Source organism: Nostoc sp. DedQUE09 (genome assembly GCF_034530915.1).
Classification (GTDB): domain Bacteria; phylum Cyanobacteriota; class Cyanobacteriia; order Cyanobacteriales; family Nostocaceae; genus Nostoc.
In genome coordinates this window covers 1-17,385 of the sequence record NZ_JAVRCE010000042.1, presented here as the reverse complement: position 1 = coordinate 17,385, position 17,385 = coordinate 1, and the positions used below count along the sequence as shown (strand labels likewise).

Genomic DNA, 17,385 nt, shown 5'->3' with positions numbered 1-17,385 from the left:
TCATGAAGAGCGATCGCATTAACGATGTTTTAGTGGATCTGTCATTTGCCAAAAGATGCGATTACAGCAAAGTCTTACAGTGATTCAAACAAATGTGTGAGAGTATATTTATTCACTCACTTGGAGACATAATTATGGTTTTTGCTGGCAAACGACCAAATAATTTAGGTATTAGCAACGGTAAATTAGCATCCTGCCCTAATTCCCCTAACTGCGTTTCTAGTCAGAGTACAGATGCATCTCATCAAATTGCACCACTGACTTTTACTTCTACTCCAGAAGAAGCGATTACTAATCTTAAACAGATTATTGAGTCTTTACCAAGAACCAAAATCATTACTGAAAGTCAAGATTATTTATATGCAGAATTTAAAAGTGCTTTACTGGGATTTGTGGATGATGTAGAATTCTATCTAGACCGGGCTGCAAATCTTATCCATGTGCGTTCAGCTTCACGTCTAGGTCAAAGCGATTTGGGTGTTAATCGTAAACGAATAGAGACGATTAGAGCTAAGTTCAAATAATTTTTAATTGAACTAAAGATTGGAGATTAAAGACTGGAAAGATAAGTAAGTATTTGGGCAAAATTAATTACACAATTTCATTACAAGTGAGACATTCGCAGAGTATTGGATTGATTCACTGAGTGTGTAATGGTTGTAAATATTTTGTCCATCTACATTATGTGGATTCAGACCCCAGCCAAATCTGGAATGACAATTTTGCTATATGGTGTGGTATTTCACCGAAAATTACGTAGCTTGCTTCTCGCTTTTAGCGAGTATTACGAATTAGTTAAACTCTGCGATCGCAATATTTGTGAAACTTAATTTATTTAAAAACTTTGACTCCCGACCCCGACTAATTGTTGCTATCGGAATCGCTGTATTAGTTTCAGTAATCCTGCCGCATTCTCTGCACTTACCTAATCGCATTCTCTGCGCTTGGAACTCTGGTATTGACTTTTTCTTAGTTATAACCTGGTGGAAAATGATTAAGGCTAACCCACAAAAAATTCGCCGTTATGCTGAGAGTGAATATGAAGGACATTTGGCTATATTCATGTTGGTGATTGCTGCGGCTTGTGCCAGTGTTTTAGCCATTGGGTTTTTATTAACTGATAAAAAAGAATTGTCAACAATTCTACTGGCCCTACATGTCATACTTTCAATTATGACTATTGTTGGTTCCTGGTTACTAGTACATACGATGTTTGCAGTGCAATATGCACACAGCTATTACAAATATATTAATCGTAATCATAGTCAAGAAATCACCGGAGGTTTAGATTTTCCTCATAATGACTATCCAGACTACTGGGAGTTTTTATATTATTCATTTGTAGTCGGCATGACTAGTCAAGTTTCAGATGTGCAAACAACATCACCCGATATGAGGCGCTTGACTCTGTTACATGGCATATTATCCTTCTTTTTCAATACCACAATTTTAGCTATGAGTATTAATATTATTGCATCGCTGATTTAAAAATTGTTGACTCAGCCAAAAGTATGATTATTTAGTTCTCTACTTAGAGAAAGAGGAAATTAGATTACCAGTTCTTTAGGATGAATTTAAGTTGAGATAATTGGAGTGAGTTCATGCCTTATAACAAAATAGATGAATTATCTGAAGAAATCAAAGGACAACTGCCTGAACACGCACAACAAATTTTCCTTGCGGCATTTAATGCTGCTGAAAGTGATGCTTTGAGTCAAGAGGGTGCGCTTGAGATTGCTTGGAATAGTGTAAAAAATGAATACGAACCAGGCAGTGATGGCAAATGGCAGAGAAAGCCCGAAGATACTGCAATACATAATAAAGCTGTTGTATCTGGCGGAAACTAAGTAAATTTCACCTGTAGATAAATATCTGATTTTAAGGGTCTTATAAGGGTATAAGGGGAATTTCATTCTTAGAAAGCAGAAATGAAATTTCCCTTTTTTTCACAATTTATGTCAGAAGATAGATATTTTTCATAACTTATATTAGTTGCTATCAAAAATATTATATATAGACCAATACGGTTCAGTTAAGGCTAAATATCTATTCGGCTCATAAAATTGTCATAGTTCTGCACGTTGACAATTATCGTGCTATCCACTGCTATGAAAAATGTGATTTTGTGAAAGTAAAACTATTGCCTGCAAATGAACTGCATGAAGGAGAATACTCACATTGTTGGCTCATGGCAATAGAACCAAAGAAATCATGAGAAAATGCATTCTACCTGTTATGCCTTCTTACCTGCTACTGGTTCAGTTATATTTTCCATATCGACCAGATTCCACTTTAAACCTTTGCTCCTATATATACGCTTCTGCAAATTTGGATAATCACCGATATCATGGTCTAGCCTTTGACCAACTACTATACATTTGAATATAGAATTGCCCGTGTTTTTCAGGTTGTGCGGCTTACCACCAGCGCGATATCCAATAAAATCTCCTGCTTTAACTGGATAAACGCTTTCTCCAATTGTTGCCTCAGCTTCTCCCTCAAGAACGTATACGCACTCTTCTTCGTGATAGTGCATATGAAGCTCCGTTGATTCACGTCCAGGCTCTACTTCAATGATGTGGAAACCGATATTTTTTAAACCTGTCAAATCCCCTAAAGACTTATTTAGTCTGCGAGCATTGGAGTTGAGAAAATGTGTTTTTTTTAGTCCTTCATAAGACTCAATCTCTTCTTTGGTGACTAAATACTTTTCCATTTCTTGATACCAAGGTGCTAAGAAAATTTGATGGTGAATAAGGGAGGGGCCTAAAGATGAATTAAGACGGAAGTTAAAACAGGTTCAAGGGTTCCATCTTAGCAGGAGCGATGCCCCTCGACAGTCTCAGGGTAAGACCTACGGCGGTAAACTACGCTTCTATTTGTGGATGGGATTATATTATCATCACCTCGTTATTAAGTGTAACTTCACAGAAAATTTGTATCAGTTAAGGTCTGACTGGATACCGAGAGTAGTACATCAGCTTAGATCATATAGTACGTTACTAAGTTAACTCGCGTGTTCCCAGTCACTAAGTAACTCATGTTGTTGTACTATTTTATGGCATTTACGAAATGGTACTTTAGGAGTACCAATACTCCTACCAGGAAAAGACTGTTTTTTAGTCTTGGTAGGTCTATTTTCTAAGGTTGTTGAACTGAACTGTTGGGTTTTCATTGGTAAATAAATCTCTGGTTAAAATCTGAGCACTAATTTATAACATCAATTTGCAAACGGCAAATTTCTGAAGAAAAATAAAAAATACATATTTAATTTGTAAAAGAAAAAAGAGAAATTTAAGAGTTTATTTACTCTGAAGATGAAGTGTTGCCAATGAGACTAACGATCGCTGCGGCTAAATCTACAGGATCGACGGGTTTAGGTAGATGCTTTTGAAATCCTGCTGCCATTGCTTGGTTGTAGTTAATTTCTCCTGCATAAGCAGTCAAAGCGATCGCCGGAATTTGTCCGCCTTGCTCTGGCAGTAATTTTCTCACTTCGCCCAGCAACATATAGCCATCCATGAAGGGCATTCCAATATCGCTTAAGAGGATATCTGGCTTTAATTGCACCAATGTTTGCAGCGCTTCATCTGCTGATTCAACTGCCGTAACTGTCGCGCCATATTGTTCCAGCGCAAAGCTAAAAAATTCTCGCACATCGGCTTGATCGTCCACAAGCAGGATTTGCACTCCAGCAAGTAATGTCTCCTCAGTACTGAGTTCTGCTTGAGAAGCCTCACTACTGCTAACTCGCAACTCAGAATTTTTCAGCAAAGGTAGTTTGACTGTGAAGGTAGCTCCTTGTCCTTCTCCCAGACTCTCTGCCTGAACTGTGCCACCATGAAGTTCTACTAGATGGCGCACAATTGCCAGTCCCAATCCCAACCCACCAAAAACTCTGGTTGTCTTAGCATCTGCTTGTCGGAAGTAATCAAAGACGTAGGGCAAAAATTCTGGGTTAATTCCTTTACCTGTATCAATTACCTGGATTTGGGCATCTAAACCAACTTGTTCTAGACGCACTTCTACAAGTCCATCTGTGGGTGTGAATTTAACAGCATTGGAGAGGAGATTCCACATCACTTGTTGCAAGCGATCGCCATCGCCGAGAACTTTGCCGATATCATTACTTAAGATGATTTGAAGTTGAATCGATTTGGCTTCTGCTGCTAAACGCACCGTTTCTAGGGCAGCTGCGATCGCTATTTTCAAATCCACTGCATGGAGATTTAACCTAACCTTACCTTGCAAAATCCGCGAAACATCAAGTAAATCTCCAATCAATTGGGTTTGTAACTTGGCATTCCGCTCGATAGTTTCCAATGCTCGGATTTTAGTAGCTTCGTCGAACTTGCGAGTTCTAAGTAGCTTTGCCCACCCTAAAATCGGATTCAAGGGAGTTCGGAGTTCGTGGGAAAGCACAGCAAGAAATTCATCTTTAATCCGGTTGGCTGTCTCGGCTTGTGCCCTGGCTGTCTTTTCGGCTTCGTAAAGTTGAGCGCGGGCGATGGCTTGCGCACACTGTTGTCCCAGTGTCAACATAAATCCCCGGTCTTCTTCGTTAAATTTTTGAAGAGGAGTAAAGCTTAATCCCAAAGCCCCAATTACTTTACCTTCTACTATCAAGGGAATGGAAGCCCAGGCATTATTCGCGATAACAGTCACAACATCTGCTAATTCGGGATATCTAGCAATCATGGCTGCTAAATTTTCTAAAAAAATCGGCTGCCCAGTTCTGACTGTTTCTGCTATTTGGTTAGATGCTGTGATCGGAAAACTTGTCGAAGTATTTATGAGCGTTTGCGGATAGCCAATTGCTTGCACAACTTTTAGGGTAGTATTTCCTTCAGTAAGTAAGACAACAGAACCACCAGTAGCTTCCAAGGCGGCAATGCCTTGGTTTACCACTACATCAGCCACCTGTTGGGGAGTTAAGGCTTCCGAGAAGGCAGCAGTTATTTTTTGTAAAAGTACTGTACGATTGACAGACCGTTGAGTTTCCTGGTAGAGTCTGGCGTTGTCAATGGCTATCGCCGCCCGCCGAGCAATATCTTCTGCTAAAGCCAAGTCTGTTTGTTGATAGTACCGACCAGATTCGGCGGTAAAAAAAGAGATGGCTCCAAATAATTGCCCGCGGGAACGAACTGGAATCACCATCAGAGAACGAATACCCAGACTTTGCAGCAATTGCAGATGTTCGTTGTCTTCAGACATCTGTAGAAGATGTGAGTTAGATAATTCGGGATAAAAGACGGAGATTCCTAGCCTTAGCTGCCGTACAAGCTGTTTGGCTTTGGTTTTGGGTCGATAACGCAGCCGGATTTCGTCTAAGATATTTAGTTTTGTGGGATCGGCAATTGCGATCGCAATTTGTTTACTTGACCAATCTTCTTGGAAGACATCTACAATGCACAAATCGGCTAAAGTTGGAACTGCTAGATTTGCCACATTTTCCAAGGTGGTTTCATAATCTAATGAGGCAGCTAGTAAGGTGCTGGCTTCGACTAAAAAGTTTTGTGTGGCTTCAATTCGTCTGCGATGACTAATATCTTCAATAATCCCTAATGCATACATTGGTTGTCCCTTCGCATTCCAAACTGCTGATGAAGTTAGGTTTACCCAAACTATGGAACCATCTTTGCGGATGTAGCGCTTTTCTAGGGAATAACCACTAATTTCTTTTGCTAAAACTCGCCGAGCATTTTCCCAATCAACTTCTAAGTCGTCAGGGTGGGTAATTTCTTGAAAGTTCATTTTAATTAACTCTTCATGGCTATACCCAGTAATTTCGCATAGGGCAGGATTAATTTGCAGAAATCTTCCATCCAACCCCACTAGAGTAATACCAACAGCGGCCTGATTGAACATTGCCCGAAACCTTTCTTCGCTTTCTCGTAAAGCAACTTCTGTTTGCTTTGCTGCTGTCACATCTGCCAAAATAATGCCAATTCCTACCGTTTCACCCATTGTGTTCCGAACTGGGTAATAGTTGCCCAGCCAGTAACCGTAACGTTCGGGTTGCTCCCTTGTCTCACCCCTGATTTCCATATTCAGCAGGGGTTCTCCAGTATCTAACACGCGCTGTAACTGTGGCTCTAAGTCAGCCGCCATTGCTGGCAACACTTCTCTAAATTTGCGTCCTAGATGTTCTTCTATAGCTAAACCGTTAATGTCAGCGAAAACTTGATTAATGCGGATATATCGCAGTTCTCGATCCAAAAAGCATACAGCAACCGGAGCCGCTCCGAGCAGTGCATCTAAAAGAGATAGAGATTCGGCATAATCGACTAAAGCCTGGTGGATGTCGCGATCAAGTTGGGCATTTTCCACTGCTAAGGCCGCACGATGGGTAATATCTGTTGCTAAAGTTAGGTCAGTGCGATCGTAGCGACGGTTTGATTCTGCGGTGACAAAGCTGATAGCACCAAGTACTCGCCCTTTTGCGATTAACGGCACAATCATCACAGACTTCATCCCCAATTGCCGAACAAGTTCTAAGTGTTCCTGATTTTGAGTACTTGCCACTAATAGGGAATCAGATACCTCTGAGATTAATTCGCTTTGCCCGGTTTGCAGTACTTTTGTAATTGCACTTGCACCTTTGTAATCTGTTGCATACTCCTGAAGTTTACGCGCCAACTCCGCTTTCGATGGGTCTGTATGGACAATAGGTAGGCGGCGAATGGAACCATCTTCATTTAAGATATCGACGCTACACCAATCAGCAAGCTGGGGAACTGAGATTTTAGCGATCTCTTCTAAGATTTGTTCATAATCTAGCGAAGTAGAGAGTAAACTACTAATTTGGGCGATATAGCGGAGTCTTTCCTCAGCCTGCTTACGCTCTGTAATATCGAGAACAAAAAAAGCTCCTCGATCTACAGTCCCTTCAAAATGGCTACCACCTATCAAAATCGGGAAGCGTGAGCCGTCTTTACGGATATATTCCTTTTGATATGGCGTGCAAAAAGACCTGTCTTGAAATTGAGTTATTGCTTCCTTATCGAGTTGCACGTACTCTGTAGGAGTTAGGTCTTGCCAACGAAATCTGCCGGCAAGTAATTCTTCACGGGTATAACCCACCATATTCAGCAAGGCATCGTTAGCATCTGTAATCCCCCCGTCTTTACTCCAGAAGCCAATACCAATCATATTGGAATCAACCACACTACGAAACTTAGCTTCGCTTTCCCGTAATGCTTGTTCAGTTTGTTTCAGTTGAGTAATATCAATTGAACTAATGCCCACTCCCAACAACTGCCCATCCGGCAAACAAACCGGATAATAGCTGACAAGACTATAACGATATACCCCAGGCGGATAGGTTTCACCGCTCACTTCTTGGTTGAGTAAGGGCTGCCTAGTTTTCATAACTTGCTCAAAAATAGGCTCAATTTGCGCTGCCCATTCTGGTAATACTTCCCTAAAGGTGCGACCAATATGTTGAGTTTGCGGTACACCGTTAATAGCAGCTAGCGCTTCATTAGCATAAACGTAGCGAAGTTCAGTATCAAGAAAAGCCAGCGCCACTGGTGAACTAGTAAGCCAGGCATAGACTAACGCCAAAGATTCGTCTTTTTGCCCAATAGCTTGCTGAAGTTCCTGGTGCAACCTGGCTTTTTCTAATTCTGTCTGCTTGCAGTCAGTAATATTTACACCTGCACAGGTGATACCTGAAATGCTATTGTCTGCATCCCTTAGTGGTTCAATTAGCAAATCGTAGTAACGGTCTTCTCCACCAATTGTTAGATAAATTTCTTCACGGGTTGCAACACCAGTCTCTATTACTTTTAGCTTAATTGCCTGCAATTGCTCTGCTACTGAGGCTGGGAATAATTCATCATCAGACTTACCTAACATTTCCTCAGCAGTTTTTAGACCTTGAGGATTATGAATCCATTGATATCGCAAATCACGATCCTGCTGAAAAACCAAGATATCTGAACTACTTAACGCTAATTGAAATCTTTCTTCACTAACTCTCAGCTGTTGCAGATTTCCATCAGCTCGTATTTTCGCAGTTTTTAATGCCTCACATAAGATACTAAAAAGCAATCCTTGTAATGCAAACAACCCAATTCGCACAGAATTAGATAAGTCAAAACTCAGCTCATAAGCTGGGGGGAGAAAGAAGTAATTGCCCAGTAACGCCGACAAAAAAGTTGCTAACAATCCTGATTTCAAACCACCATACCAAGCACTCAACATTACAGCGCTAAAAAACAGCAGGAAAGGAGTTCCACTCATGTTTAACCAGGGGTCTAGCATCAACATTAGCACTAGTGCAAGTGCGACAAGTAATACAACGATGCCATAACGCAGTAACTGAGAATAATGAATATGGGGCATGAAAAGCTCTTGGAAAAACCAATACTCATTGCAGAGGCTGTATATACCCTAAGCTAGTTTGTAAATTTTAGTAACTTATCTCCAGATAGATTTTTGCTGAGTTATGAAAACCTCTTTTGCTAGAGGTTTATTTGTTAACTATCTGATATACCAAGGAAATTTTTAGCTCGCTCCATCGAGATAAATGGCACTGTTGTGCTAATCTAAAATACTAGATACAAATACACAACTAATTTATAATAAAAATTATAGAATAATATCTGGTTCAGGATAGAGATAAATAGAAAATATTGGTTGTCGGTGATTAACTGCCATACTACTATTTATTTGGTTGCCATGAAGATTTAAATTTTCATGAATAAGTAAATTATTGATATCGCTAGTATATCTACTTAATTACTAAATATAATAACGACGCGATCGCCTACTCATAGTTTGACTTTGCCAAGAGCTTTTTCTGCTTTTTTAATTAGTGCATCTGTTACCGTCCTCACCAGAAGATAAATACATAGTTTGACTTGCTATAAGTACTTCTGCTGTCTCATGTCTTAGAGGTTTAGAGAAGACATAACCTTGGCCAAATTCGCATCCAAGTTCTTGTAACCATTGAAGTTGTTGTGGTGTTTCAATACCTTCTGCAATAACGGCTAATCCGAGTTGATTGCTCAAAGCAATAATAGTACTAACAACCTGATAATTACGGTTCCCTTCCTGCATCTGACTTACAAAGGAGCGATCGATCTTCAAATTATCAGCAGGTAAACGATGGAGATAATTAAGCGATGAATAACCGCTACCAAAGTCATCAATGCTGATTTGAATTTTTCTATCTTTTAATTGGGTTAATAAATCAATTGTTTGACTGATATTGTCAATTAACATACTCTCGGTAATTTCTAAGGCTATGGAATCGCCTTCTAAACCTGTTTGAGCAAGTGTTTGATCGATGTCATCAATTAAGCTAGCTTGGCGAATATCTTGAGCAGAGAGATTAATACTCATCTTGAGCGGGAAGTGACTAGCAAACTTGGTTTTCCAGTTCGCCAGTTGTTGACAAGCTTTGTAGAACATCCAGCGATCGATTTGCACAATTAGCCCTGTTTCTTCGGCAACAGGAATAAATTCCCCCGGCAAAATCAACCCGCGAGTTGGGTGTTGCCAGCGTACTAATGCCTCAAATCCAATCAGCCGAACTCCTTGCAACTGCAATTCTCTACTAACGTGTTGGCCTAGTCCGCCGGAGGCATCGCCAAGTATGTCAACAATCGGCTGATAGTATATAACAAACTCTTCTCGTTCGAGAGCTTTACGGATATCCGTTTCTAGAGTTAGCCGATTTACGGCTTGAGTGTGCATTTCTATATCAAAAATTTTGTACGAACTTCTATCTTGGGATTTAGCTCTATACATGGCAATATCGGCATCTCGGAGTAAATCGGAGGCGTGAGAATAGTTCTTTGTTCCTAAGACAATACCGATGCTCGTACTGATAACCACTTCCGAATCATTAAGTATCAATGGTATTTGAAAATCTTTTATAATCCGCTCAGTAATTTGAATAGCTTTTTCAATACTAGAAATATCTTCCAGGAGAATTACGAATTCATCACCACCGATTCGAGCGACTAAATCAACCTCTCGTAAATGAGTTTTTAGCTTCTGAGCAATGCTTTTAAGTAGTTGATCTCCAGCTAAATGTCCTAAGCTATCATTGATCACTTTGAACCGATCTAGATCGAGAAATAAGACGGCGTAACGATAGGTTTCTATTCGTTTGGCTCGGTTAATCGATAATTCTAGCCGTTCTACTAAAAGCGTCCGATTCGGTAAATCTGTCAACGGATCGTGTAAGGCATTGTGAATAATCATTTCTTGTGCTTGTTTGCGATCGCTTACATCTAATAAAACACCATGCCAGACAATATCTTTGTTTTCTCGACACTCCGAACGCGCACTTGCTTGTACCCATTTGAGTTTCCCAGAGGGTGTAACTAATCGCCATTCATAAGAGAATGGTTTTAAAGTTTGAGCGCTTTGTTTGGCAGCCGTATAACATCCGGCACGGTCATCAATATGGATTTGTGCAAAGCACAGAGAGGCATCTGATAAAATTTGATCTGGTGTTAATTCTAGAAGATCCAGACAGCCTAAACTGATGTATTCAAAGACAATAGAACCATCAAAATGATGTACAAAGCTATAAATTATTCCCGGTATATTAGATGCTAATGTTTGTAACAGATTTTGGGCTTGTTGACGCTCTGCCCGCACCTGAGTATCCCGAAGTTCTCGACGCACCGCCACTGGCAATCGACTTAAATTGTCTTTCATCACATAATCATGAGCACCTGCTTTCATCATTTCCACAGCAGATACTTCGCCGATTGTGCCAGAAACGAGAATGAAAGGAATATCTTTTTGACTCTGCTTTGCTACTTCCAAAGCCATAGGAGCATTGAATCCAGGCAATCGGTAATCTGAAATTATCACATCCCAGGTACGGCTATTGAGGGCTATGTGTAGCTCTTCGGCTGTTTCGACACGTTGCCAGGCGGGATCGAAACCACCGCGACGCAGTTCACGGATAACTAACATGGCATCGATTTCTGAATCTTCAACCATTAGGACGTTCAAGGGTTCACTCATGCCTCATACCTCATACCTCATAATCTCCTTGGCAAAATTTGAGTTAATCCGCCACATTTTCATCCCAAACAATACCGATTAGCTGCTAAGAAATATGACTAACAGATGCACCAACGATTTGCAAGCTGGTGAATAAATCGGCGTTCAAGTGGCTGGCTAATCTCGCCCTTGTCTGCGCTCAAAAGAGAAATGAGAAATATAGCGCTTTTCGTTTGTATGCAATACACTCTTACCTCTCTCCAAACCTCTCTCCTAAGAGGAGAAAGGCTTTGAATTTTACTCCCCAACGCTAGCAGGGAAGGGGCTGGGGGTTAGGTCTGTATCGGAATCAACTAAGAAAGGCTATAGTTTCTTTCAGGATACCTGCTTAGTTAACTCGACTATGGAACCAGTGAGGACACCCATCCCACAATAAAAATTGGAATGTTTTTTTATTTGGAAGTGCCTAAAGAGGTTTTTCAGGAACTTTACCCATTGTCAGCCAATCTTTGTGCCAGTCCCCCATACTCAATATTGCGATTTAAGATGATTGGGTATTCTATAATTTGCGATCGCCACTATACGGATGATTGAAGTTGAACATCTGAGTAAAATATACGGCTCTACCCCAGCGATTACTGATGTCACCTTTAGCGTCGAGCCTGGGGAGATTTTAGGGCTGTTGGGACCCAATGGCGCTGGAAAAACTACAACCATGCGGATTCTGGCTGGTTATTTACCGGCAACCAATGGAAATGCCCGGATTGCTGGTTATGATGTCCATGAAAATTCCCTGGCTGTGCGCCAACGCATTGGTTATTTACCCGAAACACCGCCGTTATATCCAGACATGACGGTGGAAGGATTTTTGCATTTTGTCGCCCAAATTAAGGGAGTATCAGCAGGCGATCGCCCCAATAAGGTGACAGCCGCCATTGAACGCTGCAACTTAGAAGATAAGCGGCGAGTAATTATTCGCAAACTCTCCAAAGGATACCGCCAAAGGGTAGGAATTGCTCAAGCGATCGTTCACGATCCCCCAGCGATCATTTTGGATGAACCCACCGTTGGACTCGATCCACGACAAATAATTGAGGTGCGGAATTTAATTAAAAGCCTCGCTGGTACTCACACAATTATTCTTTCCACGCACATTCTGCCAGAAGTAAGCATGACTTGTAGCCGCGTCGCCATCATCAACCGCGGTAAAGTTGTGGCAACAAATACACCAGAAAACCTGATGACTCAGTTGACAGGTGGCTCAGGGTATGAATTGGAAATAGAAGGAGAAGCCGCCCTAGCGAAACAGGTATTGCAAAAAGTTGCAGGTGTGAGTTTGATAGAATCAATTCCCACAGCCGGAATGCACGGACATCAATCCCAGGAAAATCGCGCTTATCTGCGGGTGATATCGCAACCGGGAAAAGAACCAGGAAAGGATATTGCCACAACATTAGTGCGTGCAGGGTTCGGTTTACATGAACTGAAGCGAGTTAACGCTACCTTAGAAGACGTGTTCTTGCAACTGACCACAGAAGAAAAGAATTTCGATCCTGATGTAGACTTAGCAGCAGACAAAGAAGGAGCAGCGTAAATGGGTGTAGTACTGAGTAATATTATTGCCATTTATCGCCGAGAGTTACAGAGTTATTTTGTATCACCTTTGGCTTATGCGATCGCAGGTATATTTTGGTTCATGGCGGGGTTATTCTTCGTGATGATTTTGCTAGGGCCAAATGGCATTTTGGTAGGAGTCGCGGCAATAGATGCACAAGGGCAACAACTAGGAGTGCCATTACCGCCGATAGATGTCCCCTATGAATTTATCCGGGGATTTTTGGATAGTATGGGGTGGCTATTGTTGTTTACCCTGCCAATTCTCTCAATGGGACTCTATGCCGAAGAACGTAAACGGGGCACTTTAGAACTGTTAGCCACCTCACCAATCACCAATTGGGCGGTAGCTTTGGGTAAGTTATTAGGCGTGCTAACATTTTTTACCACGATGGTTTTACCCATGCTAGTGTTTGAAGCGATCGCCATTAGTGGATCAAATCCACCAATGGCGTTCTCAATTCCCTTGTTGGGTCATTTTGGATTAATCTTGCTAGCAGCGGCAATTTTATCTTTAGGAATGTTTATTTCCTCATTAACAGACAGCACAATTTTATCTGCTGTTCTTACCTTTGCAGTAATTTTATTGTTGTTATTCATTGATTTAATCGCCAAAATTATCCCTGGCCCGGTGGGCGAAGCTTTAGGTTATCTGTCGTTGCTGAAACATTACAACACTTTCATTCAAGGTATTTTTGATACCAGCGGCTTAATTTTATTCGCCAGTTACATTTTTTTGGGCATCTTTCTCACAGCTCAATCAATTGATGCACTGCGTTTTCAAAGGCAATAGTACCGCATGGCGGAAGTCAAAATTCAAAATTCAAAAGTCAAAAAGCTTATAGGGCAGAGTCTTTGACCATTTGCAATGGGTGGTTGATTTACGCTGTACTGTAGTAGTTATATAAGTTATGAGTAAAAAGCAAGGAGTAAGGAGTTCAAACTTATAACTCATAATTCCTAACTCCTAACTCCTCACTTTAGTCTAATAATATGAAAATACTTGCAAAAAAGAAACTGTGGAAATATCTGTTTTGGTTAGGCCCTTTCCTAATTGCTGTCGGCTTAACAGTTGGATTAGTCTCTGAACAGTGGGGATTAATTCCATTAGTATTTCTAACTACGGGAATTGTGATTAGTGGATTGGGGATAATATGGCAAAGCTACCAGAGTAACTGGTGGAACCGCCGTTCTACCCAAGCAGGAACTAATGCCCTTGTGGCAACTCTGGCAGTATTAGCGATTTTAGGATTGATTAACTTTTTGGGGACTCGCTACCACTTGCGGGCAGACTTAACAGAGGCTCAATTATTTACCCTTGCACCCCAGTCACGTGAATTAGTAAGGGTTTTACCACAGCCAGTTAAAGTCTGGGTGTTTGATGTTAACCAAAATCCCCAAGACCGAGAACTGCTAGAAAATTATCAGCGCCAAAGCTCAAAATTTAAATATGAGTACATCAACCCCGAAGCTAGACCAGGACTTGCACAAAAGTTTGGCGTCAAAGATTACGGGGAAGTTTACCTAGAATCTGGCGATAAACGGCAATTAGTGCAAACAGTAAATCAAAATGAGCGATTGTCAGAAATCAGATTAACTAGTCGCCTGCAACAACTAACAAATTCAACCACAGCCAAAGTTTACTTACTCCAAGGTCATGGCGAACGCCAACTTTCGCCTGGTAAAGATGCAATATCACAAGCAGTTCAGGGATTAGGCGATAAAAACTTTACAACATCACCGTTGAATTTAGGAGAAACTTCCAAAGTTCCTCAAGATGCGGCTGTAGTGATAGTGGCTGGCCCCAAGCGAGGATTGTTTGAGGGTGAAGTCAAAGCTTTGCAAGAATATCTTAATCGCGGCGGTAATTTACTGCTGATGATTGATCCGAATACCGATCCCAAACTTAACAGCTTGCTACAAGAGTGGGGTGTTCGTCTGGATAATCGTTTAGCAGTCGATGTCTCTGGCGAAAGCGTCGTGGGACTTGGCCCTGCTGCGCCTTTAGTCACAGAATATGGACAGCATCCGATTACCAAAGATTTCGATAACAGCAATTCTTTTTATCCAATTGCCCGACCACTGGAAATTACCTCTGTGCCTGGTGTTCAGGCTACTCCATTGCTACGAACCAAACCCTACCCCAGCAGTTGGGCAGAAAGCGATCTCCAAAGCGAAAAATTAGAGTTTAATGCAGATAAAGACCTGAAAGGGCCTCTAACCTTGGGCGTTGCCTTAACAAGAAAACCAACACCCAAATCTACTTCCACTCCCCAACCTGCACCCACACCTTCACCTCTACCATCACCAACCACTCAAAGCAAGACTAGCCCAACTCCTTCCCCTTCTCCCAAGACTCCGCAAGCGTTACCCCTACCATCACCAACCACTCAAAGCAAGACTTCCCCCACTCCCCCTGCCTCCCCTGCTCCCGCTCCCCCTACTCCCTCATCTCAAACAGCTGCCGAGTCACGGTTAGTAGTTTTAGGAAATTCTAATTTCGCTACTGATGGCTTGTTTCAACAGCAACTAAATGGAGATGTATTCCTCAACTCAGTTACTTGGCTGAGTCAACAGGATCAGCAACCCCTTTCTATTCGCCCCAAAGAACCGAAAAACCGTCGAATAATCCTGACTACTACCCAAAGCAATCTTTTAATATTGTTGTCTTTGTTGGTTTTACCTTTAATTGGTTTTGCGATCGCAGTTATTATTTGGTGGAAACGACGGTAAAAAGTGAGTTAGGAGTTAGGAGTTAAGAGTTTCGAGTTATAAATATTAACTCCTCACCAATGACAAATGACAAATGACAAATGACTAAAAAATGAAATTGCCGAGAACTACTTTAATTTTGATACTGCTAACGCTAGGTTTAGGCAGTTTTGTTTACTTCTATGAAATTCGGGGTGCGACTGTGCGAGAAGAAACCAAAGAGCAAAAGCAGCAAATTTTCTCTTTTGCCGAAGATGATGTGCAGTCTTTAACAGTCACGACAAAAAAACTCACCCTGAATCTGGAACGTAACCCTGAATCTTCTAGTAAACCTAAGTGGCTAATCAAATCTCCGCTATCGGGCCCAGCAAATGACGCTATTGTTTCTTATTTAACAGATTTGTTAGTCAAGGGTAATAGCGATCGCACTCTATCAACTCCCGCAAAAGAGCTTGGAGAATTTGCCTTAGATCCACCCCAAGCAACTATTAATATCACCCTAAAAAACCGACAAAGCCATCAGTTGCTTTTGGGTAAATCTAACTTTAACGGTCGTTTCTTGTATGCTCAAGCTGACCCTGCTACGAAACCTGATGGAAATATAAATGTGCTGTTAGTATCTACAGATTTTGCCAATGCCGTCAATCGGGAACTATCAGAGTGGAAACAACCTGTAGATAATAGTCAGAAGCTACCTGGACTTAGCACCCCTTTACCAACTCCGACAAATAGTAAATAAGCAATTACGGTTTCTGTGGTATGTTTCGGTAACGCACAATGGGTTAGCACATCTGTGCTACTCTACTTCAAATCTCACTAGTTTTTCTAAGTTACTATGACAAATCCGACAGCAACATTGCTGATTTCCTGCCCCGATCGAAGAGGACTGGTGGCTAAATTTGCCAATTTCATCTATTCTAACGGTGGTAATATTATTCATGCAGATCAGCATACAGATTTTGCTGCTGGGTTATTCCTCACACGCATTGAATGGCAGCTAGATGGGTTCAATTTACCGCGAGAATTTATTGCCCCTGCATTTAATGCGATCGCACAACCTTTAGGCGCTAAGTGGGAATTACGTTTTTCTGATACAGTCCCACGCATTGCTATTTGGGTTAGTCGGCAAGACCATTGTCTATTTGATTTAATTTGGCGACAACGCGCCAAAGAATTTATTGCTGAAATTCCTTTAATTATTAGTAATCATTCTAATTTAAAACTAGTAGCAGAACAATTTAATATTGACTTTCAGCATATTCCCATAAATAAAGATAATAAGTCAGAACCAGAAGCCCAACAACTAGAATTACTCCGCCAATACAAAATAGATTTAGTTGTATTGGCGAAATATATGCAAATTGTTAGCGCAGATTTTATTAGTCAATTTCCACAAATTATTAATATACATCATTCCTTTTTACCAGCTTTTATCGGAGCAAACCCTTATCACCGAGCTTTTGAACGTGGGGTCAAAATTATTGGTGCAACTGCTCATTATGCCACTGCTGATTTAGATGCAGGCCCAATTATTGAACAAGATGTAGTGCGAGTTAGTCACCGTGATGAAGTTGATGATTTGGTGAGAAAAGGCAAAGATTTAGAGAGAGTTGTATTAGCAAGAGCGGTGCGATCGCACTTACAAAATCGTGTCTTAGTATATGGAAATAGAACAGTAGTCTTTGAATGATTTTGTATCCAAACGAATGTAATTCGTAGCTATACAAACAAAGTTCGCGTAGGCGCAATAGGTTCGGATTAAGCTCCCCCTGCCTGGGGCGACCCCCTTTTTAAGCAGAGCCAGCGCGGTAACAAGGGGAAGAATCTGATTTTCGTATTCGCTCTAAAAATTGGATAGTGTTATACCAATTCACGAAAATCCTGATACAGATTTCTTGTAGGGGCATGGCATTGCCCACCTGTGTCAACTTAAGCGAAAAGCTGACGGGAGCAATCGCCCTCATCCCCTAACCCCTTCTCCCCAAAATGGGAGAAGGGGAATTTAATCCTTTACCTCCCCTCTCCCAACCTCTACGGTGTACACACAAGTCTGAAGTTGTTCAAGAATCTGGGTTTTACTCCACC

13 protein-coding genes are annotated in these 17,385 nt (G+C 41.3%); 9 read left to right on the top strand and 4 right to left on the bottom strand.

The genetic code is table 11. The annotated features are described in order from the left end of the window. The first annotated feature begins 134 nt into the window (after positions 1–134). From RMY27_RS23225 to RMY27_RS23210, 4 genes are all read left to right on the top strand, one after another. Positions 135–524, top strand: coding sequence for a DUF1499 domain-containing protein (locus tag RMY27_RS23225; protein ID WP_322667207.1), 390 nt, complete (start codon positions 135–137; stop codon positions 522–524). 129 nt (positions 525–653) lie between these two features. Beyond that, positions 654–830 (top strand): hypothetical protein, encoded by a 177-nt coding sequence (locus tag RMY27_RS23220; RefSeq protein ID WP_322667205.1) that lies wholly within the window; start codon positions 654–656, stop codon positions 828–830. After that, positions 820–1,488, top strand: a complete 669-nt coding sequence (locus RMY27_RS23215; RefSeq protein ID WP_322667203.1) for a DUF1345 domain-containing protein — start codon at positions 820–822, stop codon at positions 1,486–1,488. The genes RMY27_RS23220 and RMY27_RS23215 overlap by 11 nt, the downstream gene beginning before the upstream one ends. A gap of 113 nt (positions 1,489–1,601) precedes the next feature. Next, the gene (locus RMY27_RS23210) at positions 1,602–1,847 is read left to right on the top strand and encodes a ChaB family protein (RefSeq protein ID WP_322667202.1); all 246 of its coding nucleotides are present in this window, start codon (positions 1,602–1,604) and stop codon (positions 1,845–1,847) included. Between the two features lie 386 nt (positions 1,848–2,233). Here RMY27_RS23210 and RMY27_RS23205 read toward each other — a convergent pair whose 3' ends face one another. The 4 genes from RMY27_RS23205 to RMY27_RS23190 form a co-directional block, all read right to left on the bottom strand. Further along, on the bottom strand, positions 2,234–2,716 hold the full coding sequence (locus RMY27_RS23205) for a cupin domain-containing protein (protein ID WP_322667200.1): 483 nt from the start codon (positions 2,714–2,716) through the stop codon (positions 2,234–2,236). 291 nt (positions 2,717–3,007) lie between these two features. Then, the gene (locus RMY27_RS23200) at positions 3,008–3,175 is read right to left on the bottom strand and encodes a hypothetical protein (protein WP_322667198.1); all 168 of its coding nucleotides are present in this window, start codon (positions 3,173–3,175) and stop codon (positions 3,008–3,010) included. A 131-nt stretch (positions 3,176–3,306) separates the two neighbouring features. After that, the gene (locus RMY27_RS23195; protein ID WP_322667196.1) at positions 3,307–8,349 is read right to left on the bottom strand and encodes a PAS domain S-box protein; all 5,043 of its coding nucleotides are present in this window, start codon (positions 8,347–8,349) and stop codon (positions 3,307–3,309) included. Positions 8,350–8,814: 465 nt separating this feature from the next. After that, a complete protein-coding gene (locus RMY27_RS23190; RefSeq protein ID WP_322667194.1) occupies positions 8,815–10,995 on the bottom strand; it encodes a putative bifunctional diguanylate cyclase/phosphodiesterase in 2,181 nt (726 codons plus the stop codon). Positions 10,996–11,560: 565 nt separating this feature from the next. Here RMY27_RS23190 and RMY27_RS23185 point away from each other — a divergent pair. The 5 genes from RMY27_RS23185 (at position 11,561) to purU (ending at position 16,990) form a co-directional block, all read left to right on the top strand. Next, entirely contained in the window at positions 11,561–12,568 is a 1,008-nt protein-coding gene (locus tag RMY27_RS23185) for an ABC transporter ATP-binding protein (protein WP_322667193.1), read from the top strand. Continuing rightward, positions 12,569–13,381 (top strand): ABC transporter permease, encoded by an 813-nt coding sequence (locus tag RMY27_RS23180; RefSeq protein WP_322667191.1) that lies wholly within the window; start codon positions 12,569–12,571, stop codon positions 13,379–13,381. Between the two features lie 200 nt (positions 13,382–13,581). After that, a complete protein-coding gene (locus tag RMY27_RS23175) occupies positions 13,582–15,321 on the top strand; it encodes a GldG family protein (RefSeq protein WP_322667189.1) in 1,740 nt (579 codons plus the stop codon). A gap of 91 nt (positions 15,322–15,412) precedes the next feature. Continuing rightward, complete coding sequence (locus tag RMY27_RS23170) at positions 15,413–16,039, top strand: DUF4340 domain-containing protein (RefSeq protein ID WP_322667187.1); 627 nt, start codon at positions 15,413–15,415, stop codon at positions 16,037–16,039. 96 nt (positions 16,040–16,135) lie between these two features. After that, positions 16,136–16,990: a formyltetrahydrofolate deformylase gene (gene purU, locus RMY27_RS23165; protein WP_322667185.1), complete on the top strand. Its 855-nt coding sequence runs from the start codon at positions 16,136–16,138 to the stop codon at positions 16,988–16,990. Positions 16,991–17,385 lie beyond the last annotated feature (395 nt).